This window comes from Pseudomonas sp. R11-23-07 (assembly GCF_003852295.1).
Classification (GTDB): Bacteria; Pseudomonadota; Gammaproteobacteria; order Pseudomonadales; family Pseudomonadaceae; genus Aquipseudomonas.
The window spans coordinates 1,118,223-1,145,141 of the sequence record NZ_CP027761.1 but is presented as its reverse complement, the minus strand read 5'-3'; the positions used below and the strand labels follow the sequence as shown (position 1 = coordinate 1,145,141).

Here is a 26,919-nt window from a genome sequence, read left to right as displayed (position 1 = left end):
AATGTGGGAGGGGGCTTGCCCCCGATGGCGGAGTGTCAGTCACTGAAGTATTGACTGATCCACCGCTATCGGGGGCAAGCCCCCTCCCACATTTTGATGGTATTCCAGGCCGGCAAATCGTCATTAATTTGGCGCCAGAAAAACTTCCAGACACAACTCTAACAATTTCTTCACTCGACACTCGTCGGTTTTTTTCGTAGTGGCACCAGTTTTTTAAACAGTAGTGGCACAAAACTATCTCAACGTGCCAACTCCCCACAACTACTGGCCTAAATAGCAAGTGCTATCACTATAGTACCAGTGCCATCTTTCCTAATATTTCAAAAAATTTCCGGAAACAGGATGAGCGGCCAGGAACTTCATCCTGAAGCACCGCTCATACCACCGGTAACGAAATTCTCTGCTGCTGTAAGAGATGACTTACATAACGACCAACGGAAGTAGTCAAGTTGTCACAGAACACTTTGACTCTATGGTCACAACATCAACTGATCGAGTTAAGGGTGGCGATAAGTACGCATTGCTATCCCCTACAGGCCAAGGCAGCGCCTGACCTAAATGAGCCGTGCATGCATTCAAGGCATTGATAAAAAAGGCGTTTTGCCTGCATCAAGACCTTGCAGCACCGGCGCCGGAGCCTTCCTCCAAGGGAGCCCGGCTGCATTTCAGGGCAAGCCCCAATAATAAGGCCTGGTCGCGCACAACTTGAGTGCAATAGTTAGTCACTCGTTATTCAACATGCCTGCACGCGGTAAGTCGGCGTCTATTCGCCCAACTTTCGCGGCATCAGTGACGCTTGCAAACATGAACTCCGGCCATCTAATGGCATGATTTAAATACAGAGGTAATTGCGATGCGCATCAGCATATTTGGTTTGGGTTACGTTGGCGCAGTGTGTGCCGGTTGCCTGTCTGCCCGTGGCCACGAAGTGGTCGGCGTAGACATCTCCAAGGAAAAGATCGACCTGATCAACGCCGGCAAATCGCCGATCGTTGAACCGGGTCTGGGCGAGCTGTTGAGCCAGGGTATCCAGACGGGCCGGCTGCGTGGCACTACCAACTTCGCCGAAGCCATTCGCGATACCGACTTGTCGATGATTTGCGTCGGCACGCCGAGCAAGAAAAACGGCGACTTGGAACTCAACTACATCGAATCGGTATGCCGCGAGATCGGCTTTGTCCTGCGTGACAAGACCACCCGCCACACCATCGTGGTGCGCAGCACCGTACTGCCCGGCACCGTGGCCAACGTGGTGATCCCGATCCTCGAAGACTGCTCCGGCAAAAAAGCCGGTGTCGACTTCGGCGTTGCGGTCAACCCGGAATTCCTGCGCGAATCCACCGCCATCGCAGACTACGACCAGCCGCCAATGACGGTTATCGGCGAATTCGACACAGCCTCCGGCGATGTCCTGCAGTCGCTGTACGAAGAACTCGACGCGCCGATCATCCGCAAGGACATCGCTGTCGCCGAGATGATCAAGTACACCTGCAACGTGTGGCACGCCACCAAAGTCACCTTCGCCAATGAAATCGGCAACATCGCCAAGGCCGTCGGCGTCGATGGCCGTGAAGTGATGGACGTGGTCTGCCAGGACAAGACCCTCAACCTGTCCCAGTACTACATGCGCCCAGGCTTCGCGTTCGGCGGCTCGTGCCTGCCAAAAGACGTGCGCGCCCTGACCTACCGCGCCGGTTCCCTGGACGTGGAAGCGCCGCTGCTCAACTCGCTGATGCGCAGTAACGAGTCCCAGGTGCAGAACGCCTTCGACATCGTTTCCAGCCACGACAAACGCAAAGTCGCCCTGCTGGGCCTGAGCTTCAAGGCCGGTACCGATGACCTGCGCGAAAGCCCATTGGTGGAACTGGCGGAAATGCTGATCGGCAAGGGCTACGACCTGAGCATCTACGACAGCAACGTCGAATACGCCCGCGTACACGGTGCGAACAAGGACTACATCGAAGGCAAGATCCCGCACGTGTCGTCCCTGCTCAACTCGGACTTCGACGCTGTGATCAACAACTCCGACGTGATCATCCTGGGTAACCGCGACGAGAAGTTCCGTGCCCTGGCGCACAACGCCCCGGATGGCAAGCAAGTGGTCGACCTGGTGGGCTTCATGTCCAAGGCCACCAGCGTAAGCGGCCGTACCGAAGGTATTTGCTGGTAACAGCAACGGCAAGTTTCAGGCTGCAAGTGTCTTTATCCCCAGCGCTTGCAGCCTGAAACCTCCTCTCCTTGCGGATGACGCTTATGTCCAAGTTAAAACATGTATTCCTGCAAGCCGCCGGTTGGCTGTTGTTCCTCAGCCTGCTGATGGGACTCGCCCTGGCGTTGCCGGCGAGCACCTTCGATTCGCAATCGAAGAACTTTATTTTCCTGATTGGCGCCGTCGGTATCTGGCGCTACTCGATGGGTGCAACGCATTTCTTTCGCGGCATGCTGTTCCTCTACGTGGTCTACCCGCACCTGCGCCGCAAAGTGCGCAAGCTGGGCAAGGCCGCCGACCCATCCCATGTGTTCCTGATGGTCACCAGCTTTCGTATCGACGCGCTGACCACCGCGCAGGTCTACAGCTCGGTGATTCGCGAAGCCATCGAATGTGGCTTCCCCACCACCGTGGTCTGCTCGCTGGTGGAAATGTCCGATGAACTGCTTGTCAAGAGCCTGTGGGAAAAACTCAACCCGCCGGATCACGTCAAGCTCGACTTCGTGCGCATCGCCGGCACCGGCAAGCGTGACGGCCTGGCCTTCGGTTTTCGCGCCATCTCGCGCCACCTGCCGGATGACCGCGCCGTGGTGGCCGTGATCGATGGCGACACCGTGCTCGCCGAGGGCGTGGTGCGCAAGACCGTGCCGTGGTTCCAGTTGTTCGGCAATGTCGGCGGCCTGACCACCAACGAGTTCTGCGAAGTGCGCGGCGGCTACATCATGAGCGAGTGGCACAAACTGCGCTTCGCCCAACGCCACATCAACATGTGCTCCATGGCCCTGTCCAAGCGCGTGCTGACCATGACCGGGCGGATGTCGGTGTTCCGTGCCAGCGTAGTGACCGACCCGGGCTTTATCGCCGACGTGGAAAGCGACTCGCTGCAACACTGGCGCCTGGGCCGCTTCAAGTTTCTGACCGGCGACGATAAATCCAGCTGGTTCAGCCTGATGCGCCTGGGCTACGACACCTTCTACGTGCCGGATGCCGCGATCAATACCGTGGAGCACCCGCCGGAAAAGAGCTTCATCAAGGCCAGCCGCAAGCTGATGTTCCGCTGGTACGGCAACAACCTGCGCCAGAACTCTCGCGCCCTGGGCCTGGGTGTACGCCGCCTCGGCCTGTTCACCAGCGTGGTGCTGTTCGACCAGCGCGTATCGATGTGGACCTCCCTGCTCGGCCTGACCGTGGCGATCATCGCCACCTTCAAGTACGGCGGCGCGTTCATCCTCGCGTACCTGCTGTGGATCGGCATCACCCGCCTGATTCTCACCCTGTTGCTGTCGTGCTCCGGCCACAAGATCGGCCCGGCCTACCCGCTGATTCTCTATTACAACCAGATCATGGGCGCGTTGGTGAAGATCTACGTGTTCTTCCGCCTTGATCAACAGTCCTGGACCCGCCAGGACACCAAACTGACCCGCGATTTGGCCAGCTTTCAACGTTGGTTCAACACCTGGTCGTCTCGGACCATGACCTTCTCCGCCGGCAGCATCTTCGTTGCCGTGTTGCTGATGATGGTCTGACCCTGCCAAGCCTGAATTAACCAAGGAATTACACCGTCATGAACAGCCAAGTAAACGCCAACGTTGTCCACGAATCCGAAGCCCAGCGCCAGCACGCCCGGGTAAAAATCCCGGCCAAGCTGCGCTTTTTCAACAGCGACCGCACGCCGACCGAGGCCAAGGTCATCGACCTGTCCGCCGGCGGCCTGGCGTTCACCGCCACCCAGCCGCTCACCGTCGGCCAGGTGCACAAGGGTCGTCTGCAATTCGTCATCGATAACCTCGGCCTGGCGATGGACGTGGAGCTGCAGATCCGCTCCTACGACCGCCAGACCGGCCGCACCGGTTGCCAGTTCCAGAACCTCGATGCCCAGGACATTTCCACCCTGCGCCACCTGATCACCTCGCACCTGTCGGGCGACATCGTGACCATGGGCGACGTGCTCGCCACCCTGCAACGCGACAACTTCACCAAGGCGCGCAAGGTCAAGGACGGCGGCAGCGGCATGACCGCGTTCGGGCGCCTGCGCGCCGTGACGTTCAGCCTGGCGATCTTCCTGGTGGGCCTGGCGGCCTTCGGTTTTGTCTTCAAGTCGCTGTACGGCATGTATTTCGTCAGCCACGCCCAGGCCGGGCTTGTCAGCGTGCCGGGCATGAACGTGACCATGCCGCGCGACGGCACCGTGCAAAGCCTGCTCAAAGGTGACGCGGTAGCGGCCAAAGGCGCGCCACTGGCCACCTTCAGCACCAGCATGCTCGACGTGCTCAAGGGCCACCTGGACGAAGACCAACTGCAACCGGCCAAGGTCGAAGAGCTGTTCGGCAAGCAAATGACCGGCACCCTGACCTCGCCATGCGATTGCGTGGTCGCCCAGCAATTGGTCGCCGACGGCCAGTACGCCAGCAAGGGTGATGTGATCTTCCAACTGGTGCCACGCGGCAGCCAGGCCAACGTGGAAGCACGCTTCAGCTATCGCCAATTCGGTGATGTGCGCCCAGGTACGCCGGTGAGCTTCCAGGTCGCCGACGAAGAACAGGTGCGCACCGGCACCATCGTCAGCAGCACCAGCCTGAACAGCGCCGACCTGTCTTCGGACATCCGCGTGCAGATCAAGCCTGACGCCCCGCTGGACAGCACCTACGCCGGCCGCCCGGTAGAAGTCACCAGCGACCGTGGCCCTTCGCTGAACTGGCTGATCGATAAAGCCATGGCTCACGGTCTGTAAGCGAGGACATGCCTGTGAACCCTATTTCAAGAACAACACAATCCCTGTGGGAGCGGGCTTGCTGTGGCGAGGGAGCTTGCTCCCGCTCGACAGCGCAGCTGGAGCCGGCTCTTGGGGGCGCTTCGCACCCCAGCGGGAGCAAGCTCCCTCGCCACAAACGCCGGTCCCACATGGGTTCGGTAGCGTTGCTGGCGATTGCGGTGAGCCTGGCCGGTTGTGCCGGCCTGCCTGACCAACGCCTGGCCAACGAAGCACTGAAACGCGGCGACACCGTCACCGCGCAACAGAACTACCAGCAACTGGCCGACCTGGGCTACAGCGAGGCCCAGGTGGGCCTGGCCGACATCCAGGTAGGCACCCGTGACCCGGCGCAAATCAAACAGGCCGAAGCCACTTACCGTGCTGCGGCGGACACCTCGCCCCGCGCCCAGGCACGCCTGGGCCGCCTGCTGGTGGCCAAGCCCGGCGCCACCGAAGCCGAGCACCACGAAGCCGAAAGCCTGCTGAAAAAAGCCTTTGCCAATGGCGAAGGCAACACCCTGATCCCGCTGGCGATGCTGTACCTGCAATACCCGCACAGCTTCCCCAACGTGAATGCCCAGCAGCAGATCAGCCAGTGGCAAGCCGCCGGTTATCCGGAAGCCGGTTTGGCCCAGGTGTTGCTGTACCGCACCCAGGGCACCTACGACCAGCATCTGGATGATGTGGAGCGCATCTGCAAAGCCGCGCTGAACACCACCGATATCTGCTACGTCGAACTGGCCACGGTCTACCAGAAAAAAGCCCAGCCGGAACAACAGGCCGAACTGCTCAAGCAGATGGAGGCAGGCTACAGCCGTGGCACCGTCACCGCCCAACGTGTCGACAGCGTCGCCCGTGTGCTGGGCGATGCCACCCTCGGCACGCCGGACGAGAAAACCGCCCAGGCCCTGCTGGAAAAAATCGCCCCTGGCTACCCGGCATCCTGGGTCAGCCTGGCGCAACTGCTCTACGACTTCCCCGAACTGGGCGACGTCGACCAGATGATGAAGTACCTCGACAACGGCCGCGCCGCCGACCAGCCGCGCGCCGAATTGCTGCTGGGCAAGCTCTACTACGAAGGCAAGTGGGTGCCGGCCGACGCCAAGGCCGCCGAAGCCCATTTCGAAAAAGCCGTGGGCCGTGAAGTGGCCGCCGATTACTACCTCGGCCAGATCTACCGCCGTGGCTACCTGGGCAAGGTTTACCCGCAAAAAGCCCTGGACCATCTGCTGACCGCTGCGCGCAACGGCCAGAACAGCGCCGACTTCGCCATCGCCCAACTGTTTTCCCAAGGCAAGGGCACCAAGCCCGACCCGCTGAACGCCTATGTCTTCAGCCAGCTGGCCAAGGCCCAGGACACGCCAGAGGCCAATGAGCTGGCCACCCAGCTCGAAGCCCCGCTGACGCCTGAGCAACGCGCCGAAGGCCAACGCCTGGTGCAGCAGGAACTGGCCGCCCGCGGCACCCTGGCCCAAAGCACGCTGCAACTGCACGCCCTGCAAGAAGAAGACGGCGAGGAATCCCTATGAAGCTCAACCCATTCGTCAAGGCCGGCATCGGCCTGTCCTTCGCCCTGCTGTGGTCGTGCCCGACCCTGGCCGCGCTGACCGAAGCCAAGAACTTCGGCCTGGAAGTCAAAGCCACCGCGCAGTCCGAAGACGACCGCGACCTGGGTACCCAGAAAGGCGGCGACGTCAACGGCATCGGCCTCGACCTGCGCCCGTGGATCTACGCCGAAAGCGGCGCGTGGAGCGCCTACGCCATGGGCCAGGCGGTGGTGTCCAGCGACATCATCGAGACCGACACCCTGCAGCAGTCGGCGGATGACACCACCGAACAATCGAGCAACGACGACCGCAAGGCCAAGAAAAACTACCTGGCCCTGCGCGAGTTCTGGGTCGGCTACAGCGGCTTCACGCCCTACCCCGGAGAACTGCTCAAGTTCGGTCGCCAGCGCCTGCGCAATGACGACGGCCAATGGCGCGACACCAATATCGAAGCGCTGAACTGGACCTTCGACACCACCCTGCTCAAGGCCAACGTCGGCGCCGCCGAGCGTTTCAGCGAATACCGCACCGACCTCAAGGAACTGTCGCCCAAGGACAAGGACCGCCAGCACTTCTACGCCGACGCCGCCTACCAGTGGACGCCGGGCCAGTGGATCGGCCTGCGCGGCCACCACACCCATGACGACGGCAAGCTCGACTACGCCGAACCGGGCGTGGCCAGCGACCCGTTGGACAAGCGCGAAAACGGCGACCTGACCTGGCTCGGCATCGAAGCCAACAGCGACGCCTATAACTGGCGCAACACCAACACCGTCAACTACTGGGCGAGCATCACCGGCATGCGCGGCGACCGCGACACGGTCAACGCCTTGAGCGCCGACGGCACCCGCCCGACCAACGCCAAGCGCAGCGATGACGTGAGCGGCTGGGCCACCGATATCGGCGTGCGCCTGCGTCTCGACCCGCAGTGGCAAGTGGGTGCGGCCTATTCGCGCGCCAGTGCCGAGTACGAACAGAACGGCCTGCAAAGCAACCGTTCGAACTGGACCGGTACCCAGTCCCGCGTGCATCGCTTCGGCGAAGCGTTTCGCGGCGAAATGAACAACATGCAGTCCATGAGCCTGTTCGGTTCCTGGCAGCTGCGCGAGGACTACGACGCCAGCCTGGTGTACCACAAGTTCTGGCGCGTCGACGGCAACAAGCCGGTGGGCAGCAACGGCATCGATGCGGTGCAGAACAACACCGATGACGTGACTGGCGCGATCCTGTCCAGCACGTCCCTGCCCCTTGAAGATGGCAAGAAAGACCTGGGCCAGGAGATGGACCTGGTCGTCACCAAGTACTTCAAGAAAGGCCTGTTGCCGGCCGCGCTCAGCCAGTCGATCGACGAGCCGTCGGCGCTGGTGCGCCTGCGCGCCGGCGTGTTCAAACCGGGCGATGCCTATGGTAGCCAGGTCGACTCGTACATGCACCGCGCCTTTGTCGACGTGATCTGGAAATTCTGATGGGAGCCTGCGCAATGAATGCTCAAAGCCTACTCGTCGCGGCAATGCTGGTGGCCAGTGCCCCAGCGTTCGCCGATACGGCGGCCAAGGCGCCGACCATCGCCAAGGAACTGCAACAGGCCAAGACCTACACCATTTCCAGCCCGCCGACCGCGCCGCTGGAAATGGCCAAGCCGGCGCTGCCCGATCTGTCGGGCTACACCGCTGCGGCCATGGAAAAGAAAATCGTCAAGACCAAGGCGGGCAAGGTCAGCATCCGTCGCATGATGCAGGAAGACGCCCTCAAGGACTTTATCGGCGGCGATAACAAGATGGCCGAATGGGTGGTGCGCCAGCACGGCATTCCCCAGGCGATCTTCGTCGACGATGGCTACATGAACCTCAAGGACTTGCTGGGCAAGGTGCCCAAGCAGTACTTCAGCGAGACGTCGCCGGGTGTGTTCCTGGCCAAGTTGCCGATCGTGGTCGGCCGTAAAGGCATCCTCGATATCGACAAGCAGACCCAGGAATTGCGCCTGTCCCAGCAAGCCGGTTCGTTTCTGATCAACGACGGCCAACTGTTCGTGCGTGACACCAAAGTCACCGGTTGGGATGAAAAAACCAACGGCCCGGCGCTGTTCAAGTCGCCCAAGGAATTTCGCCCGTTCCTGCTGGCCTGGGGCGGCACCGAGACCTACATTTCCAAGACCAAGATGGCCAGCTTCGGTTACGCCAACAGTAAGTCGTACGGGGTGAGTATTTCCCAGTACACGCCGAACATGGCCAAGGTGCTCAAGCGTCCTGAACCGACCGGCTGGATCATCGATTCCGAGTTCTCGGACATGTGGTACGGCTTCTACTGCTACGAAACCACGGGCTTTGTGATCAAGGGCAATACCTACAAAGACAACATCGTCTACGGCATCGACCCCCATGACCGTTCCCACGGCCTGATCATCGCCGACAACACCGTGTACGGCACCAAGAAGAAGCACGGCATCATCATTTCCCGGGAAGTGAACGACAGCTTCATCTTCAACAACCGCAGCTATGACAACAAGCTCTCGGGCCTGGTGATCGACCGTAACAGCGTCAACAACCTGATCGCCGACAACGAGATCTACCGCAACCACACCGACGGCATCACCCTCTATGAGAGCGGTGACAACCTGTTGTGGGGCAACAAGGTGATCAGCAACCGTCGCCACGGCATCCGCATACGTAACAGCGTGAACATCAAGCTGTACGAAAACACCGCCATGGCCAACGGGCTTACCGGTGTGTACGGCCACATCAAGGATCTGACCGACACCGACCGCGACATCGCCCTTGACCCGTTCGACGCCAAGGTCTCGCTGATCGTGGTCGGCGGTGAACTGGCGGGCAACGGCAGCGGGCCGTTGTCCATCGACTCGCCGCTGAGTATCGAGTTGTACCGCGTGTCGATGCTGGCGCCGACCAAATCCAGCGGCATCAGCTTCTCCGGCGTTCTTGGCGAGCGCCAGGAAGAGATTCTCGACCTGCTGGTACGCCAGCAGAAAGCCGTGCTGATCGACCCTGTCGAACGCCAGACCGAAATGCAGGATTGAGGATGACCCTTATGCACCCACACATGATCAAATTGCTGAGCCTCTCGGGTCTGACCCTCGGCCTGCTCGCGGCCAGCCAGGGCGTGCGCGCCGACGAGGTGAAAGCACCGACGTTCACCGCCGAGCCGTGCTGCAGCCTGTGCCCGGCGGCCCATGACGCGAAGAACTACACCACGCGCTACCAGCAGAACTTCACCACCTTGGTGCAAGCCCAAGGCGACTGGCTGTTCCGGACCCAGGAAGACCTGCGTACCGAATTCGACACCACCCCGGCCGGCTACAAGCGCATGCAGCAGTTGCACGATGCGTTCAAAGCCAAGGGCGTGGAACTGGTGGTGGTCTACCAGCCGACCCGTGGCCTGGTGAACCGCAACAAGCTCAACCCCGAGGAAAAGGCCAAGTACGATTTCGACAAGGCCCTGACCAACTACAAGACCATGCTCGGCCGTTTCGCCAAGATGGGCTACGTGGTGCCGGACCTCTCGCCGTTGACCAACGAGCAGTTGCCGGATGAACTGCCGGCCCACGACTTTTACTTCCGTGGCGACCAGCACTGGACCCCTTACGGCGCCCAGCGCACCGCGAAAATCGTGGCGGCCAAGGTCAAGCAGATGCCGCAATACGCGGAAATTCCCAAGCGCGAATTCGAGACCAAGCGCTCGGGCCGCATGGGCAAGACCGGCACCCTGCACAACATGGCCGGGCAGCTGTGCGGCACCAGCTACGCGATCCAGTACATGGACCAATTCACCACCGAGCCCAAGGGCGAAGCCGGTGACGGCGACCTGTTCAGCGATTCGGGCAACCCGCAGATCACCCTGGTGGGCACCAGCCACAGCGGCAAGAACTACAACTTCGCCGGCTTCCTGCAGGAGGAAATCGGTGCCGACATCCTCAACGTCGCATTCCCCGGCGGTGGTCTGGAAGGCTCGATGATCCAGTACCTGGGCAGCGAAGAGTTCCAGAAAAACCCGCCAAAGATCCTGATCTGGGAATTCTCGCCGCTGTACCGTCTCGACCAGGAAACCATCTACCGCCAGATGATGGCGCTGCTCGACAACGGCTGTGAGGGCAAGACCGCACAGATGTCAGCCAGCACCACGCTCAAACCAGGCAAAAACGAACTGATGGTCAACAGCGCGAACAAAGACCTGCGCAACGCCAACCATCAGGTCGATATCCGCTTCGCCGATCCTTCGGTGAAAACCTTGCAAGCCACCCTCTGGTACATGAACGGGCGCCACGAGGACATCAAGATCGAAAAACCCGAGACATCCGATACAGACGGGCGTTTCGCCTTTGAATTGCGCACCGATGAAGACTGGGCCTCGCAGAACTTGCTGGCCGTGGAAGTGCAGGGTCCGGAAAAGGGTGCTGCGGCGCAGAAGGTCGAAGCGAAAATTTGCACACGCAACGTATTCCCAAGCGGTGGTCAGCAGACCGCCCAGCTCGGGAAGTGAGGTTACTTATGCAAAAGTTATTGCTGCCCACCCTGCTAGGCCTGGCGATGTTTGCCGGCTCCGTCAACGCCGCCGCACCCCTGCGGCCGCCCCAGGGCTATTTCGCACCGATCGAAGCGTTCAAGACCGGCGACTTCAAGGAAAACTGCGACGCCATGCCGACGCCCTACACCGGGCCTTTGCAATTTCGCAGCAAGTACGAAGGCTCCGACAAGGCGCGTTCGACCCTGAACGTGCAATCGGAACAGGCCTTTCGCGACAGCACTGCCGACATCACCAAGCTGGAAAAAGACACCAGCAAGCGCGTGATGCAGTTCATGCGCGACGGTCGTCCGCAGCAGCTCGAATGCACGCTGAACTGGCTGGTGTCGTGGGCCAAGGCCGACGCCTTGATGTCCAAGGACTTCAACCACACCGGCAAGTCCATGCGCAAATGGGCGCTGGGCAGCATGGCTTCGGCCTATGTGCGCTTGAAATTCTCCGACTCGCACCCGCTGGCCAACCATCAGCAGGAATCGCAACTGATCGAGGCCTGGTTCAACAAGCTGGCCGATCAGGTGGTGAGCGACTGGGACAACCTGCCGCTGGAAAAAACCAACAACCACTCGTACTGGGCCGCCTGGTCGGTGATGGCAACGTCCATCGCCACTAACCGTCGCGACCTGTTCGATTGGGCTGTCAAGGAATACAAGGTCGGGGTGAATCAGGTCGACGACCAAGGCTTCCTGCCCAACGAATTGAAGCGTCAGCAACGGGCGTTGTCGTATCACAACTACGCCCTGCCGCCGCTGTCGATGATCGCCAGCTTTGCCCTGGTCAACGGTGTGGACCTGCGCCAGGAAAACAACAGTGCGCTCAAGCGCCTGGGCGACAAGGTGCTGGCCGGGGTGAAAGACCCGGACATCTTCGAACAGAAGAACGGCAAGGAGCAGGACATGAAGGATTTGAAGCAGGCGATGAAATTCGCCTGGCTTGAGCCGTTCTGCACCCTCTACACCTGCGCCCCGGATGTGCTCGAACGCAAGCATGGCATGCAGCCATTCAAGACGTTCCGCCTGGGTGGTGACTTGACCAAGGTCTACGACCCGACGCACGAAAAAGGCAACAAAGGCAGCTAGTCGCTGATCGTTCCCATGCTCCGCGTGGGAATGCAGCACGGGACGCTCTGCGTCCCAAAGCGTGACGCAGAGCGTCACAAGAGGCATTCCCACGCAGAGCGTGGGAACGATCAAAGCCTCCCCCGAAATCGTGGGGGGGTTTGGGGGGGCTCTGGCCCTTGACTGTTGGTTAAACATGGAGAGATCGGGATGGTTTTCTCGTCCAATGTGTTCCTGTTTCTGTTCTTGCCGATCTTTCTCGGCTTGTACTATTTGAGCGGGCAACGCTATCGCAACCTGCTGCTGCTGATTGCCAGCTATGTGTTCTACGCCTGGTGGCGAGTGGACTTCCTGGCTTTGTTCGCCGCAGTGACCCTGTGGAATTACTGGATCGGCCTCAAGGTCGGCGCCGCCGGCGTGCGCACCAAACCGGCCCAACGCTGGCTGCTGCTCGGCGTGGCGGTCGACCTGTGCATCCTCGGCTACTTCAAGTACGCCAACTTCGGCGTCGACAGCATCAACGTGATGATGAAGTCGATGGGCCTGGAGCCGTTCATCCTCACCCACGTGCTGTTGCCGATTGGTATCTCGTTCTACATTTTCGAGTCCATCAGCTACATCATCGACGTGTACCGTGGCGATACGCCGGCGACGCGCAACCTGATCGACTTCGCGGCGTTCGTGGCGATCTTCCCGCACCTGATCGCAGGCCCCGTGTTGCGTTTTCGTGACCTGGCCGACCAGTTCAACAACCGCACCCACACCCTCGACAAGTTCTCCGAGGGCTGCACGCGGTTCATGCAGGGTTTCATCAAGAAGGTGTTTATCGCCGACACCCTGGCGGTAGTCGCGGACCACTGCTTCGCCCTGCAAAACCCGACCACGGGCGATGCCTGGCTCGGTGCGCTGGCCTACACCGCACAGTTGTATTTTGACTTCTCCGGCTACAGCGACATGGCCATCGGCCTGGGCTTGATGATGGGTTTCCGCTTCATGGAAAACTTCAAGCAGCCGTACATCAGCCAGTCGATCACCGAGTTCTGGCGGCGCTGGCACATCAGCCTGTCGACCTGGCTGCGCGACTACCTGTACATCACCCTGGGCGGCAACCGCAAAGGCACGCTGACCACCTACCGCAACCTGTTCCTGACCATGCTGCTCGGTGGCCTGTGGCACGGCGCCAACATCACCTACATCGTGTGGGGTGCCTGGCACGGCATGTGGCTGGCGATTGAAAAAGCCATCGGCCTCAACACCGCGCCGCGCAGCTTCAATGTGCTGCGCTGGGCCTTCACCTTCCTGCTGGTGGTGATGGGCTGGGTAATCTTCCGCGCGGAAAACCTGCATGTCGCCGGGCGCATGTACGGTGCGATGTTCAGCTTTGGCGAATGGTCGCTGTCGGAACTCAACCGCGCCAGCCTCACCGGCCTGCAAGTGGCGACCCTGGTGGTGGCCTACGCAACGCTGGCGTTCTTCGGCCTGCGCGATTTCTACCGCAATCGCCCTGCCGACAAGACCAAGCCGAGCGATCCGAGCCTGATCAAGGCCGTACCGGGCGACAACCCCGGCAGCATCCACGAGCCGGGCTTCACGGTGGGTCGTGACGCCGCCGTGCAACCGGCCTACTGGACCGCTGACTGGCCACGCTACGCCATGCGCGCCGCCGTGCTGCTGCTGTTCGTGGCGTCGATCCTGAAACTGTCGGCGCAGAGTTTCTCGCCGTTCCTTTACTTCCAATTCTGAGGGAGCCGACCATGACCCGTTCATTACGCGTCCTCTATATCGGCCTGTTCCTGGTGGTGCTGTTGGCCCTGGGCGCCTGGTCGCTGCGCAGTTTCTTCGGCTTCAGCACCAATGCCGATGCCACCGTGCTCAACGGTCGCTGGACCAAAGCCGTCGAGACCCATTACGACGACGAGTTCCCGATCAAGCGCCTGGGCACCAACCTCTGGGCGGCGCTGGACTACAAGCTGTTCAATGAAGGCCGCCCTGGCGTGGTGCTGGGCCGCGATCACTGGTTGTACAGCGACGAGGAGTTCAACCCCGCCGTCAACGAAGACCAGAACCTGCAAGACAATTACGCGCTGGTCGAAGGTGTGCGCCAGAAGCTCAAGGCCCAGGGCATCCAACTGGTGATGGCGATCGTGCCGGCCAAGGTGCGCCTGTATCCGGAGCATCTGGGTGAAGTGAAACCGGCGAGCATTCACGCCAACCTGTACCAGGACTTCCACGCCCGTGTCGCGGCAGACAAGATCATCGCCCCCGACCTGCTCGGCCCGCTGCAACAGGCCAAGCTGGGCGGCAAGCAAGTGTTCCTGCGCACCGACACCCACTGGACCCCGGACGGTGCCGAAATCGCCGCCAAGCAATTGGCCAAGGCGATTGCCGACAAGACTCCGCTCAGCGGCGAGCCGCAGCGCTTCGTTACCGAAGCGGAAAAAACCGAGCCGCATAAAGGCGACCTGCGTCTGTTCCTGCCGCTGGACCCGCTGTTCGAAAACCTGATGCCGCCTAAAGAGCCGCTGGAAAAACGCGTGACGCACCTGGCCGAAACCCAGGGCGACGACGCGCTGTTCAGCGACAGCGAAACCCCGGTGGCACTGGTCGGCACCAGCTACAGCGCCAACCCCAACTGGAACTTCGTCGGCGCCCTCAAGCAAGCCCTGGGCAGCGACGTGGTCAGCTACGCCGAAGACGGCCACGGCCCGATCCTGCCGATGCTCAGCTACCTGAAAAGTGATGACTTCAAGAACAGCCCGCCGCAGGTGCTGATCTGGGAGTTCCCTGAACGCTATCTGCCCGTCAATAACGAAATCGGTGATGCCGACCCGGCCTGGGTTGCGCAGCTTAAAGAAGCCGGTTCGCGCCAACAAAACATGGCACAGAACATCCCCGCTTTTAAAAATCAGAAATCCGAGACGCCCGACCGGGCGCAAAACTGAAAGAGAGGTAACTCACATGACTTTCACTACAACTCCTCGTCGTCTCGCCAAGACCCTGGCTATCGCTGCCGGCCTGAGCTTCGTATCGATGTCCGCCTTCGCCGGTGGTGACGCCGCGCTCTACGGCCCTACCGCGCCAAAAGGTTCGAGCTTCGTGCGCATCTACAACGCCAGCAACCAGGAAGTCAGCGCCACCGTTGGCAGCACCAACCTCAGCGACGTCGCACCGCTGGCCAGCAGCGACTTCAGCTTCATGCCCGGTGGTGACTACAGCGCCAAGGTCGGCAGCCAGACCGTGCCGGTCAAGCTTGCGGCCGATCACTACTACACCCTGGTCAACAACAGCAGCGGCCAGCCGCAACTGATCGAAGAGCCGCCGTTCAAGAACAAGCAGAAATCCCTGGTTCGCGTGCAGAACCTCAGCGACAAGGCCCTGACCCTGAAAACCGCCGATGGCAAGACCGACGTGGTCAAGTCGGTAGCCGCCAAAGGCCGTGGCGAACGTGAAATCAACCCGGTGAAGGTGAGCCTGGCTCTGTATGACGGCGACAAGAAAGTCGGCGATGTGAAGCCGGTTGCCCTGGAGCGCGGTGAAGCAGCGGTGCTGTACGTCACCGGTTCGGGTTCAAGCCTGTCGCCGGTCTGGGTGAAACGCCCGGTGTCGACCCGCTGATTATTTCCCGGACTGAACGCAATCTACTGTAGGAGCGGGCTTGCCCGCGAAGAACGTCAACGATGACGCAGCGCCTTTGGTTTATCGCGGTGCTCTCAGGTTTTTCGCGAGCAAGCTCGCTCCTACAGGGGATCGAGGCGCCGGTTCGGATCGAGACAAAAACAAGAGTGAAACGACAAACCTTCGTAGCTCTGACCCAAATTGATTCAAGGAGAAACACATGATCCCAGTAATCCTTTCCGGTGGTAGCGGCTCACGTCTTTGGCCGCTTTCCCGTAAACAGTTCCCAAAACAATTCCTGGCCCTGACCGGCGAGCACACGCTGTTCCAGCAAACCCTGGAGCGCCTGGTGTTCGAAGGCATGGACTCACCGATCGTGGTCTGCAACAAGGATCACCGCTTCATCGTCAACGAGCAGTTGAGCGCGCGCAAACTCGAATGCCAACGCATCCTGATGGAACCGTTCGGCCGCAACACCGCGCCGGCCGTGGCCCTGACCGCGATGATGCTGGTCAATGAAGGCCGTGACGAGTTGATGCTGGTGCTGCCCGCCGACCACGTCATCGACGACCAGAAAGCCCTGCAACGCGCCCTGGCCCTGGCCACCGTGGCGGCCGAGCGCGGCGAAATGGTGCTGTTCGGCGTACCGGCCACGCGCCCGGAAACCGGCTACGGCTACATCAAGTCCACCAACGATTCGCTGCTGCCCGAAGGCGTGAGCCGCGTACAGCAGTTCGTGGAAAAACCCGATGAAAAACGCGCGGTCGAGTTCGTCAAAAGCGGTGGCTACTTCTGGAACAGCGGCATGTTCCTGTTCCGCGCCAGCCGTTTCCTGGAAGAGCTGAAAAAGCACGATCCGGACATCTACGACACCTGCGTCCTGACCCTGGAGCGCAGCGAGCAGACCGCCGACACCGTGACCTTCGACGAAGCCACCTTCGCCTGCTGCCCGGACAACTCCATCGACTACGCCGTGATGGAAAAAACCCAACGCGCCTGTGTGGTGCCCCTGAGCGCCGGTTGGAGCGATGTGGGTTGCTGGGCCTCGCTGTGGGCGGTCAACGATAAAGACGCCAACGGCAACGTGAGCAAGGGTGACGTGGTCATCCAGGACAGCCGCAACTGCATGGTGCATGGCAACGGCAAGCTGGTCTCGGTGATCGGCCTGGACAACATCGTGGTGGTGGAAACCAAGGACGCGATGATGATTGCCCACAAGGACAAGGTCCAGGGCGTCAAGCAGATGGTCAACACCCTCAATGAGCAGGGCCGCAGCGAAACCCAGAACCACTGCGAAGTGTATCGTCCGTGGGGCTCCTACGACTCGGTGGATATGGGCGGGCGGTTCCAGGTCAAGCACATCTCGGTCAAGCCGGGCGCCTGCCTGTCACTGCAGATGCACCACCACCGCGCCGAACACTGGATCGTGGTCAGCGGCACCGCTGAAGTCACCTGTGACGACAACGTGTTCCTGCTGTGCGAGAACCAGTCCACTTACATCCCGATTGCCTCGGTGCACCGCCTGCGCAACCCGGGCAAGATCCCGTTGGAGATCATCGAAGTGCAATCGGGCAGCTACCTGGGCGAAGACGATATCGAGCGGTTCGAAGATATCTACGGCCGCTCGACCCCGATTGAACGTGGTGTTTCCGTGAAAACTATCGCGCAATAAAGGAGTCGTACAGAAAGCCCCCGCCCAGCAGGCTGCGTCCCCTATCCGCAGCCGGTCAGGCGGGGGCTTTTTAATGCAATGAATGTCCCACGGCGTCGCAGCTTGCAAACCCAAACTGTTGGCCGTGCAGTGCATCAAGATGCCGACCCAGGCAGCGGGCCCGCAGCTCAATAGCAGGCCACCATGGGTTACTTGGCCCAGTTCCGCGGGGCAAAGGCATTGTAATCACCCGTCCCGTGATCCTTGCCAGCCTCTTTATAAGTGCCTTTGCCAATTTTTTCAGCCGTTTTGCCTCCCCATATCAAAGCCGTACCCACCGCTTTGGAGCTTGCACCACCTGATTTCGTCATGCTCTGTCCAACCACTTTTGCCATCCCCCCAGCTAGCGTCAAGGCAGCCCCTTTGGTTTGTTCCGAGTTCATCGAAAGCCTAGGAGAAACGTATGAACTGAGTTGGTCGCTGATACCTTGCATGACAGTCTGCCGCAAGCTCGTCAGCCCCAGGTTCTGCATACGCGGCAATGATGTTGAGCCGACCTCTGGATTGGGCGCTTGACTGATTGCTGCCGACACTGCGGGCGGTACCGGCGCCATAGGTGCGCTGAGGGAGGTCAACACGGGTGTGGCGATATTTGAGACGGTCATAAAAGCACCTGACTTCATGAATCTACGGTTGGGCACCTTCCTGGCTTTCAAGGACGTTCCTTGTAAAGACTTCGTGGCAAAAGAGAGCGATGCAGTTCCTGCATCAGAGGGAATAGATACCTGCGCACGAGGGAAAGCAGCGCTGCACCATAGGCAATCGGCCCGCCCCACGAGTAGGATGTTTTATCCCTGTGCGAGGTTGTGTGTATGTTCTTTGGTGTGTTGCTGATCATCACCTGGCTGGTCCTGCTGCTGCGCTATCCGGCCAAGGCCCTGCCGGTGTCGCTGGCCGCTGCCGTCGGCCTGGGTTTGGTGGCAGTCTGGGTGGCGTGGCTCGACAACCGCGAAGCCGCGCAACTGGCCCGCCTGGAACTGCGCGTCAGCTACGCTGCGCAGGAATGCCCTGCCGACCGCCCATTGAAGCTGACGCTGAACAACGGCAACGATGTACCGCTGACCGAACTGCGCTGGCGTATCGCCGCCTACGCACCCGGCGACACCGTGAACCTGGCCGACAACGTGTACGCGGCCCCACGCTATCGCGGCCCAGGCGACCTGCAGGCCGGCGCCACTTGGGAAGACTGCCTGCCCGTCCCGCCGTTACGCCCCGGCTACCGCCCACAAACCCTGGAATTTCGTGCCGAGCACCTGCAAGGCAGTTTCTCGGACTGACAAAGGATTGATGCATGCCCAACGTACTGATCACCGGTTGCTCCAGCGGCATCGGCCGCGCCCTGGCTGATGCCTTCAAGTCCGCCGGCTTCGAGGTGTGGGCCAGCGCCCGTCGCACAGACGATGTCGCCGCCCTCGCCGCCGCCGGCTTCAACGCCGTACAGCTGGACGTCAACGACCCTGGCGCCTTGCAGCGCCTGGCCGAACAACTGAGCGAGCTCGATGTGCTGGTTAACAACGCCGGCTACGGCGCCATGGGCCCGCTGCTCGATGGCGGCACCGAGGCGATGCAACGCCAGTTCGAGACCAACGTGTTTTCCATCGTCGGCGTGACGCAGGCGCTGTTTCCCGCCCTGCGGCGCGGCAGAGGCCTGGTCATCAATATCGGCAGCGTCTCCGGCGTGCTGGTCACACCCTTCGCCGGGGCCTACTGCGCGTCGAAAGCCGCCGTACATGCCTTGAGCGACGCCCTGCGCATGGAGCTGGCGCCGTTTGGCGTGCGCGTCATGGAGGTTCAACCCGGTGCGATCGATACACGCTTTGCAAAGAATGCCGGGGCCCAGGCCGAGCTGTTGATCAATGAACAGTCGCCGTGGTGGCCGTTGCGCGAAGGCATTCGTGCGCGCTCCCAGGCCTCGCAGAACAAGCCGACTTCGGCCAGCAAGTTTGCGGCGGATGTGCTCAAGGCCGTACAACAAACCCAGCCACCGCGCCTGTTGCGCTCGGGCAATGGCAGTCGAGCGTTGCCTTTGATGGCGACGCTGTTGCCCAAAGGGTTGCTGGAGACGATGTTGAAGAAGCGCTTTGGGTTGGGTGGCGTGTTGTAAGCATCTATGAAGCGCACCTGCCAAAACCTGGGATGAGTGCCATAATCGCCGCCTGCCTATAGACACTGACTGGCCCCACAAGGGTAATGCGATGGAAATCAGAAAAATTCGACTGAATAACGTCGGTCGTTTTACCGACTTGGAAGTCGCCTTTGCGCCGACCGAAAAGCATGCGTCGAAGGTGACGGTGTTTGTGGGGAATAATGGGGCGGGGAAGACGACGATTCTAAGATCGCTGGCCACCTCTCTAAGCTGGTTGGTTGCAAGAACTCGATCCGACAGCGGCAGCGGCAGCCCTATTGAAGAAAGCGCCTTACGCAACGGTTCAAACGTTGCGTCAATCTCTATCGAGGCCGAAGAACTGTATGTCGACTTCCATTGGTCTTTGGCAAAGTCCAGGCGGGGTCGGAAGGCAAAGGTCACCAGCGAACTCGGCGACGCATCAGCTCTGGCTAGTGTTTATAGGGACAATTTAACGCGTGACGAAAACACGTCTGTTCCCCTCATTGCCTACTATCCAGTCGAACGTTCAGTACTTGAAGTTCCCCTGAAGATTAAAACCCGGCACAGCTTTAGCCAGTTGGACGGCTACGATAACTCCTTAAACCGAGGTGTAGACTTTCGCCGCTTCTTCGAATGGTTCCGAGAGCGAGAGGACAGTGAAAACGAAACCGGTATTTCAGCCAGTGCATTAGCAGAAGTGCAAAAAATCATTGGCACGCCGGACAGTCAGTTATGGAAATACCTGGAAAAAGCACACGCCTCATCTCGTGATCGACAGTTAACAGCCGTCCGTTCCGCTGTAGGAGCGTTCATGCCTGGGTTCACTAACCTGCGTGTCCAACGTCGACCACATTTGCATATGGCTATCGATAAATCCGGCCACACGTTGGATGTCTCCCAATTGTCACAAGGCGAAAAGTCCATGATGGCCTTGGTTGGCGACATAGCCCGTCGTCTTGCCATGATGAATCCTTCCCTGGAAAACCCACTACAGGGCTACGGCGTCGTGCTCATCGACGAAGTAGATCTCCATTTACACCCTAAGTGGCAACGCCGCCTGATCCACCAATTCACAGAAACCTTCCCCAACTGCCAGTTCATCCTGACTACCCACTCGCCACTGGTGATCAGCGATAGCAAAGACGTCCTATGCTATGTCCTCGATGACGGCGAATTGGAAGAGCGCAATGGCCTCTACGGCCTCGATGCCAATCAGGTACTGCTCAGTGTCATGGACACCGACGTCCGCAACAGCAAGGTTCAAGCCCGGCTTGATCGCCTGCTAGAGCTGCTGCAAGACAAAAAATTAAAAGAGGCAAAAACCCTCTTCGAAGAACTGTCCACCGACTTGCCCGCCGGTCATATCGAACTGACCAAAGCCGCCCTTCTGATTCGCAAATTGGAGTTGCGCAGTGCGTAAGATCACCAAAGGAGAGGAACCAGCAGCCCTGACACAATGGAAGCGTACGCACCCGAATGGCGGCTATACAGATTTAAGCCCCCAAGAAAGAACCTGTATCCGAGAAGCCTGTATCGAAGAACAACATGGCCTATGTGCGTATTGCTGCCACGGAATCACATCAGGCAGCGCCCACAACGAACATGTTGAGGCCAGGCAAACAGCGCCACACCGTTCGTTGGACTTCTCTAATATCGTTGCCAGTTGCAACCGTAGTAAGCAGTGCGGCAAAGCGCACGCCCATCAGGCTTTGCCGCTTACCTCCTTGATGAATGAGTGCGAAACCGAGCTGAAATTTTATCTGTCCGGTCGTGTGGAAGGCCTGACTCCCAGAGCATTAACCTCTATTCAAGTACTGAACCTTGGAAACAGTCGTGAAAACAATCGCGCCCTGTTCGGCGCCAGAAAGTCCATCCTGGATGCACTGCTCTATGACAGCGGTATGGACGGCGATGACCTTGAAGTCGCCGATTTCGACTTGTTGATGATGCTGAGGGAAGAGCTGCAACAACCCGACGCCGACAACCGCCTGAAACCCTTCGCCCCCGTTCTGGTGAATGTAATTCGCCATTTAAGCGCCTGAAAGTGAGTACACCATGATCGACTACAGCGACTTTTTCGAAGAAGTGATCCAGACCCACCTCGAGATCGAGCAATGGTTTGCCGGCGTCGCGCCCGAAGGCACCCTGCAGAGTCTGCTGGCGCGCTTCTCACCCGAATTCAGCATGGTCGCGCCCGCCACGGGTACGCGGGTCAACACAGCCGGGGTGAATGCCCTGTTCACTCGCCTTGGCGGCATGCGGCCAGGGCTGAAAATCACCTTGAGCGAAATGACCGGCATCGACCGGCATGCGCGTGGCGCCACGGTGAGCTACCGCGAGCACCAAGTTGATGACAGCGGTACCCAGACTGATCGCCGCGCGACGGTAGTGTTCGAGAAGCAGGCCAGTGGTGCGCTGTTGTGGCGCCATTTGCATGAAACTTTTATCAAGGCCTGACTGGATTGAAGAATGTGGGAGGGGGCTTGCTCCCGATAGCGGAGTGCCAGCCACTGAATCCATGACTGAATTACCGCTATCGGGAGCAAGCCCCCTCCCACATTTTAGTTTTGCGCCTGGTTGACGATCACGGTGCAGGTGATGCCCGCCGCCAGCAGCACGCCTTCCGGCACTTCATCAATGTGAATCCGTACCGGCACGCGTTGGGCCAGCCTCACCCAGTTGAACGTAGGGTTCACATCGGCGATCAGCTCGCGGCTCTCGGGGTTGTCGCGGTCGTAGATGCCGCGCGAGATGCTTTCCACGTGGCCCTTGAGGGTCTCGCCACTCATTAACTGCAGGTCGGCTGTGTCGCCGACCTTCACGTGGGGCAGCTTGGTCTCTTCGAAAAAGCCGTAAACCCAGAACGAATTCATATCCACCACGGCCATCTTCGCCTCGCCGATACGCGCATAGTCACCGCGGTGCACGTTGAGGTTGGTGACATAGCCGTCTACCGCCGCCACGACGTGGGTGCGTTTCAAATTGAGTTCAGCCGCTTCCAGTTGCGCCAGCGCGTGCTGGTAATCAGCCAGGGCCGAGTCGGCAATGTTGCTGGCGTCGTCGCGGTTTTCCCGGGAGATCACCAGCGCATCGAGGTCGGCGCGACGGTGTGCGTTGACCTTGCGCATTTCCCAGGTGGCTTTGCGCGACGCCACCAGCGACTGCGCTTGCTTGACCGCGATGCGGTAGTGCTCGGGGTCGATCTGCATCAGCAGGTCTCCCTTCTTCACCAACTGGTTATCACGCACCGGCACGTCCACCACTTCGCCAGTAACGTCGGCAGCGACGTTGATGATATCGGCGCGTACACGGCCGTCGCGGGTCCACGGCGTTTCCATGTAATGCACCCACAACGTGCGGCCAATCCAGATCGCCAACGCCAGCACCAGCAGGGTCGCGAGCAGGCTGAAAAACTTTTTCATCGGGGCATTCTCAACGGTAGACGCTCAGCGCCAGGGCGCCGAACAGGCAAACGAACAGGCTCAGGCGCAGCAACGCCGGGTGCCAGAAAAACCGGTACAGGTCGAATCCGGCCAGGAAACGGTCCAGGGCCCAGGCCAGCACAGCCGCGATCAGGAACATCAGGGTCATGCTCGGCATGTAGAGGCCGTGGAAGGCTATTTCACGGGGCATTCGAATGTCCTTTAAGGGCCGCCAGCGGCGATTGCGGGTCCAACAACGAGGTGCGGATAAAGTGCAGGTAGCTTTTCACGCGGCGCAGGGCCGAGGTGTCGAAGTGCGGCGCGAAGGGTTCATCGGTGGCCTGCACGCGGCTGATCGCATGGTCAACGGCGATCAGCCCGCGCTCCAGGTTGCTGGCGCTGGGCTGCAGGAACAGCCGCACCAGCGAGCGCCCCATCACGCGGATCGCCTGGCGCCAGGGCTGGGATTCGGCGTACGCCGGGTGCACCGGCAGGATCGCCTGTTCCTTGCGCAGTTCGATGATCGCGTGGCCGATCTCCAGCACCACGAACATCCAGCGCAGCAGCTCGCGTTGCACCTGCGGCTGGCCGGCGGCGAGGCCATAGGCCTGGTGCAGCAGGTCACGGGTGCGGCTTTCGAAACTCGACGCCAGGCCCTTGAGCTTGCCGCTGATCGCGTACACCACTTGCTCGCGCAGGTCTTGCTCGAGGCGACGCCACAGCCAACGGCTGTTGGGCGGCAGGATGATTGCCCCGGCCGCCGCGCACACCAGCATGCCGATGACCATGGCGATGTAGTCGTTGATAAAGCTGTAAGGGTTGTAGAGCGTCAGGTTATCCGGCACCGAGCCGGTGCTGAAGAAGATCAGCAAGCCCACGCCGACCCCGGCGTACTGCGGGCGTGAGGCGAGAAAGGCGCCGAAAATGATCACCGGCGCCAGCATCACGCACAGCAGCGCGAAGCCATCGATCAAGGGAAACACGAAGAACATTTCGACGAAGCCCACCAGCGCACCAACCATGGTGCCGCAGGCCATCTGGAAGGCCATGCGCTTGGGATTGGGCGTGGCGGCGGACAGGCCGACGGTGGCGGCCGCGATCAAGGTCATGGTGGCGCCGCTGGGCCAGGCCGTGGCTACCCAATAACTGCCGAGGACGACCAGGATGAACGAGGCGCGTATCCCGGCGGCGGCGCAGGCCAGCCAGTTGGTTTTCGGCGTATAGGCCTGGTCCCAGTCTTCCCGCGCGTGGCGGTGATCGGCCAGGGACGCATGGGTTTGCGCATAGTTGTGCAGGTCGTCGACGAAGCGGTACAGCAGCTCGTAGGCGGTATGAAAATCCAGTTGTTCGGCTTCGGTGGGGGCACTTTGCTGGAAGCCGGCGCGCAGGCTGCGCACCTTGGCAGGCAAGCTGTCCTTATAGGCACCGAGCAAGTTGACCAACCGTGCCGCGTCGGGGCTGGTCAGCGCCTGGCCGGAAAACCCGTCGAGCACTTCGGCCAGGTCCTGCAGGCCGGGCTTGATCGCCGCGACCACGTGATCGGCTGCGTCGGCGCGCAACCGCGCCAGCAACTGGTGCAAGGCGTTGAAGCGCGTGGTGATGCTCATGAACTCGCTGTTGAGACGATTGAGCCGGCCGTTGCGCCGGCGCATGTGCGGGTCTTCGAACACGGTGACGCTGCGCAAACCTTCCAAGCCCACCGCCTCGGCGATAAAGCGCACGTTGGTGCTTTCAAACTCTTCACGCTGACTGCGACCGCGCAGACCGTCGGTGACGAACAGCGCGAACACGCCAAAGCGTTGATACAGCGCATTGCGCATCGCGGCGCTGGAGGTCTGCGGCAGTATCGCGGCGCTGACCAGCGTCGAGCAGAGAATCCCCAGGGAAATCTCCAGCACGCGCCACACCGCCGCCATAAAGGCGCCGTCCGGGTGGGCCAGCGCCGGCAAGCCGACCATCGCCGCGGTGTAGCCGGCGAGCACAAACCCGTAGGCGCGAAAGTTACGGTTACGCGTGGCACCGGCGGTGCAGATACCCACCCAGATGGCCAGGGCGCCGAGGAACAGTTCGGTGTTCTGCGCAAACAACGCGATCAGCAACACCATCACCGCCGAACCGGCCAAGGTGCCGAGAAAGCGGTAAAAACTCTTGGCGAATACCTGGCCGCTCTGCGGTTGCATCACGATAAATACCGTGATCATTGCGGTGCGCGGCTGCGGCAGTTCCAGGCGCATCGCCAGCCACAGCGTGAGGAACGCAGCGAGCAGCACCTTGAAGATATATACCCAGGTCACGCCATCGCTGCGCGCCCAGTCGAAAAAACCACGGCGCCACTCAAGGGCGTGCAGCCAGCGCAGGGGTGCAGGCAAGGAAATCATGGCCATCTACTCAGTGATCGAACACGGCCAGCGCCGCGGGGGTCTTGCCGGGGAGGGTCTTGTCGTTGCGCGGTACATCGTCGTCGGCACCGAGGCCACCGCCCAAGGCAGTCACCAGTTCGGCATGAGCACTCAGGCGTGCGGCCTGTACGTGTTGCGCTATCTGCTGCTGGCGAAACAGCAGGGTCTGGGCATTCAGCACATTGAGGTAGTCGGTGAGGCCGCGTTGATAGGCGATGATCGCGATGTCGTAGGTTTTCTGTGCCGACGCCACCGATTGCGCGGCAAACGCCGCCTGTTTGTCCACGGACTCGCGACGGATCAGTTGGTCACTGATGCCCTTGAGCGCGTTGACCAGGGTTTGGTTGTAATGCGCCACGGCGATGTCGTAACCGGCGCTGGCTTGCCCCAGTTGCGCACGCAGACGCCCACCGTCGAAGATCGGCAGGGTAATAGCCGGGCCGACGTTGTAATTGAATTTGCTGCCCGCAAGGAACTCCAGCATGCCGCCACCGGTGGCCATGAAACCGAGGCTGCCGACCAGATCGACGTTGGGGTAGAAACCTGCATGGGCGACATCGATGCCACGCGCCTGCGCCGCCACCTGCCAGCGACTGGCGACCACATCCGGTCGCTGGCCGAGCAATTGCGCAGGCAAATTCGAAGGTAGTTTCAACGCAGCGGCCAGCGACAGGCTGGGGCGCCGCAACCGGGCGCCCTCCCCCGGACCTTTGCCGGCCAGCGCCGCCAGCTGGTTGCGGCTCAGGGCGATTTCCTCATCGAGCGCGTCCAACTGACGGTGGGTTTCCGGCAGCGGGGTCTCGGCCTGGCTGACGTCGAAGTGCGTGCCGATCCCGGCGTCCAGGCGTTTGTTGGCCAGCTCCAGCATCTGCTGTTGCTGGGCCAAGGTGGCGGCGACGATGTCACGATCGGCGTAATGCAGCGACAACTGAATATAGGCACGCACCACGTTGTTCTGCAGCTCGAGCTGGGCCTGGCGCGCTTGGGCGACGTTCATATGAGCCAGGTCGACGGCACGCTCGGTGGCGTTGCTTTCGCGGCCCCACAGGTCGAGTGCGTAACTCAAGCCCAGGGATGAATTGTTATCCCAGGTGTTCGCACCGCTCAATTCGCCGGGGCCGTAGAACTGATCCTTCGGCCAGTTGTGGCGTTTGAGGGTGGTGTCGCTGTCGATCTGCAGGGACTCGGCAGACTCCGCCACCCCGGCCATGGCGCGCGCTTCACGCACCCGTGCAGCGGCCATGGCCATGCTCGGACTGTTTTGCGTGGCAAGTTCGACCCAGCGGTTCAGTTGCGGATCGCCGTAGGCCTGCCACCATCGGGCGGTGGGCCAGTGGGCGTCGCTGGCGGCGTTCTGGATCGCTTCGTCCGTGGCCAGCTCGTTGGCATTCAAGGATTGGCCCTGGGGGCCGATTCCTGCGGTTCCGATACAGCCGCTGATGGCGAGCGTAAAGGCCCAAACACTGAGAGTCTTCAGCTCTCTGCTGATGCGACGCGGCACGCTGACGAATTCCTGAGAGGGTGTTACGGGGAGAGGTGGCGCAATTCTAGGGCCCGCGATGAGCG

22 protein-coding genes are annotated in these 26,919 nt (G+C 60.7%); 17 read left to right on the top strand and 5 right to left on the bottom strand.

What is annotated here, in order from left to right:
• Positions 1–853 precede the first annotated feature (853 nt).
• From C4J84_RS05035 to C4J84_RS04970, 12 genes are all read left to right on the top strand, one after another.
• Positions 854–2,170, top strand: a complete 1,317-nt coding sequence (locus C4J84_RS05035) for a nucleotide sugar dehydrogenase (protein WP_124365906.1) — start codon at positions 854–856, stop codon at positions 2,168–2,170.
• Positions 2,171–2,253: 83 nt separating this feature from the next.
• Positions 2,254–3,735, top strand: a complete 1,482-nt coding sequence (alg8, locus tag C4J84_RS05030) for a mannuronan synthase (RefSeq protein WP_164484512.1) — start codon at positions 2,254–2,256, stop codon at positions 3,733–3,735.
• Positions 3,736–3,773: 38 nt separating this feature from the next.
• Positions 3,774–4,940, top strand: a complete 1,167-nt coding sequence (locus C4J84_RS05020) for an alginate biosynthesis protein Alg44 (RefSeq protein WP_124365905.1) — start codon at positions 3,774–3,776, stop codon at positions 4,938–4,940.
• A 170-nt stretch (positions 4,941–5,110) separates the two neighbouring features.
• Entirely contained in the window at positions 5,111–6,490 is a 1,380-nt protein-coding gene (algK, locus tag C4J84_RS05015; RefSeq protein WP_124369712.1) for an alginate biosynthesis TPR repeat lipoprotein AlgK, read from the top strand.
• The gene (locus C4J84_RS05010; protein WP_124365903.1) at positions 6,487–7,974 is read left to right on the top strand and encodes an alginate export family protein; all 1,488 of its coding nucleotides are present in this window, start codon (positions 6,487–6,489) and stop codon (positions 7,972–7,974) included. The genes algK and C4J84_RS05010 overlap by 4 nt, the downstream gene beginning before the upstream one ends.
• Positions 7,974–9,542 (top strand): mannuronan 5-epimerase AlgG, encoded by a 1,569-nt coding sequence (algG, locus tag C4J84_RS05005; protein WP_124428731.1) that lies wholly within the window; start codon positions 7,974–7,976, stop codon positions 9,540–9,542. The genes C4J84_RS05010 and algG overlap by 1 nt, the downstream gene beginning before the upstream one ends.
• Positions 9,543–9,553: 11 nt before the next feature.
• Positions 9,554–11,002, top strand: a complete 1,449-nt coding sequence (locus tag C4J84_RS05000; protein ID WP_124365902.1) for an alginate O-acetyltransferase — start codon at positions 9,554–9,556, stop codon at positions 11,000–11,002.
• Positions 11,003–11,010: 8 nt separating this feature from the next.
• Positions 11,011–12,120 carry a mannuronate-specific alginate lyase gene (locus C4J84_RS04995; RefSeq protein ID WP_124361387.1) on the top strand — a complete coding sequence of 370 codons (1,110 nt, stop codon included), beginning with the start codon at positions 11,011–11,013 and terminating at the stop codon, positions 12,118–12,120.
• A 189-nt stretch (positions 12,121–12,309) separates the two neighbouring features.
• A complete protein-coding gene (locus C4J84_RS04990) occupies positions 12,310–13,842 on the top strand; it encodes an MBOAT family protein (RefSeq protein WP_124361386.1) in 1,533 nt (510 codons plus the stop codon).
• An 11-nt stretch (positions 13,843–13,853) separates the two neighbouring features.
• Complete coding sequence (locus tag C4J84_RS04985) at positions 13,854–15,041, top strand: alginate O-acetyltransferase (RefSeq protein WP_124435013.1); 1,188 nt, start codon at positions 13,854–13,856, stop codon at positions 15,039–15,041.
• Between the two features lie 16 nt (positions 15,042–15,057).
• Entirely contained in the window at positions 15,058–15,714 is a 657-nt protein-coding gene (locus C4J84_RS04980) for an alginate O-acetyltransferase AlgF (protein ID WP_043049782.1), read from the top strand.
• Between the two features lie 220 nt (positions 15,715–15,934).
• Positions 15,935–17,386: a mannose-1-phosphate guanylyltransferase/mannose-6-phosphate isomerase gene (locus tag C4J84_RS04970; RefSeq protein ID WP_124369708.1), complete on the top strand. Its 1,452-nt coding sequence runs from the start codon at positions 15,935–15,937 to the stop codon at positions 17,384–17,386.
• A gap of 188 nt (positions 17,387–17,574) precedes the next feature.
• On the opposite strand, the gene C4J84_RS04965 is transcribed toward C4J84_RS04970, so the two are convergent.
• Positions 17,575–18,081: a hypothetical protein gene (locus C4J84_RS04965; RefSeq protein WP_124435012.1), complete on the bottom strand. Its 507-nt coding sequence runs from the start codon at positions 18,079–18,081 to the stop codon at positions 17,575–17,577.
• Positions 18,082–18,237: 156 nt separating this feature from the next.
• Here C4J84_RS04965 and C4J84_RS04960 point away from each other — a divergent pair, with 156 nt between their 5' ends.
• The 5 genes from C4J84_RS04960 to C4J84_RS04940 all read left to right on the top strand — a co-directional run bounded on the left by C4J84_RS04960 (position 18,238) and on the right by C4J84_RS04940 (position 21,989).
• Positions 18,238–18,702 carry a multidrug transporter gene (locus C4J84_RS04960; RefSeq protein ID WP_124369706.1) on the top strand — a complete coding sequence of 155 codons (465 nt, stop codon included), beginning with the start codon at positions 18,238–18,240 and terminating at the stop codon, positions 18,700–18,702.
• 14 nt (positions 18,703–18,716) lie between these two features.
• The gene (locus tag C4J84_RS04955; protein WP_124435011.1) at positions 18,717–19,529 is read left to right on the top strand and encodes an SDR family oxidoreductase; all 813 of its coding nucleotides are present in this window, start codon (positions 18,717–18,719) and stop codon (positions 19,527–19,529) included.
• Positions 19,530–19,620: 91 nt separating this feature from the next.
• Positions 19,621–20,952, top strand: a complete 1,332-nt coding sequence (locus C4J84_RS04950; RefSeq protein WP_124365895.1) for an AAA family ATPase — start codon at positions 19,621–19,623, stop codon at positions 20,950–20,952.
• Positions 20,945–21,574 (top strand): TIGR02646 family protein, encoded by a 630-nt coding sequence (locus C4J84_RS04945; protein ID WP_124435010.1) that lies wholly within the window; start codon positions 20,945–20,947, stop codon positions 21,572–21,574. The genes C4J84_RS04950 and C4J84_RS04945 overlap by 8 nt, the downstream gene beginning before the upstream one ends.
• Before the next feature lie 13 nt (positions 21,575–21,587).
• Positions 21,588–21,989, top strand: a complete 402-nt coding sequence (locus C4J84_RS04940; protein WP_124435009.1) for a DUF4440 domain-containing protein — start codon at positions 21,588–21,590, stop codon at positions 21,987–21,989.
• 104 nt (positions 21,990–22,093) lie between these two features.
• On the opposite strand, the gene C4J84_RS04935 is transcribed toward C4J84_RS04940, so the two are convergent.
• Genes C4J84_RS04935 through C4J84_RS04920 form a run of 4 tightly spaced genes read right to left on the bottom strand, consistent with a single transcriptional unit; the run spans position 22,094 to position 26,854 of the window.
• Positions 22,094–22,954, bottom strand: a complete 861-nt coding sequence (locus C4J84_RS04935; RefSeq protein ID WP_124428726.1) for an HlyD family secretion protein — start codon at positions 22,952–22,954, stop codon at positions 22,094–22,096.
• Positions 22,955–22,964: 10 nt separating this feature from the next.
• The gene (locus C4J84_RS04930; RefSeq protein WP_124361378.1) at positions 22,965–23,165 is read right to left on the bottom strand and encodes a DUF1656 domain-containing protein; all 201 of its coding nucleotides are present in this window, start codon (positions 23,163–23,165) and stop codon (positions 22,965–22,967) included.
• Complete coding sequence (locus C4J84_RS04925; protein WP_124435008.1) at positions 23,155–25,332, bottom strand: FUSC family protein; 2,178 nt, start codon at positions 25,330–25,332, stop codon at positions 23,155–23,157. The genes C4J84_RS04930 and C4J84_RS04925 overlap by 11 nt, the downstream gene beginning before the upstream one ends.
• A gap of 10 nt (positions 25,333–25,342) precedes the next feature.
• A complete protein-coding gene (locus C4J84_RS04920) occupies positions 25,343–26,854 on the bottom strand; it encodes an efflux transporter outer membrane subunit (protein WP_124435007.1) in 1,512 nt (503 codons plus the stop codon).
• Positions 26,855–26,919 lie beyond the last annotated feature (65 nt).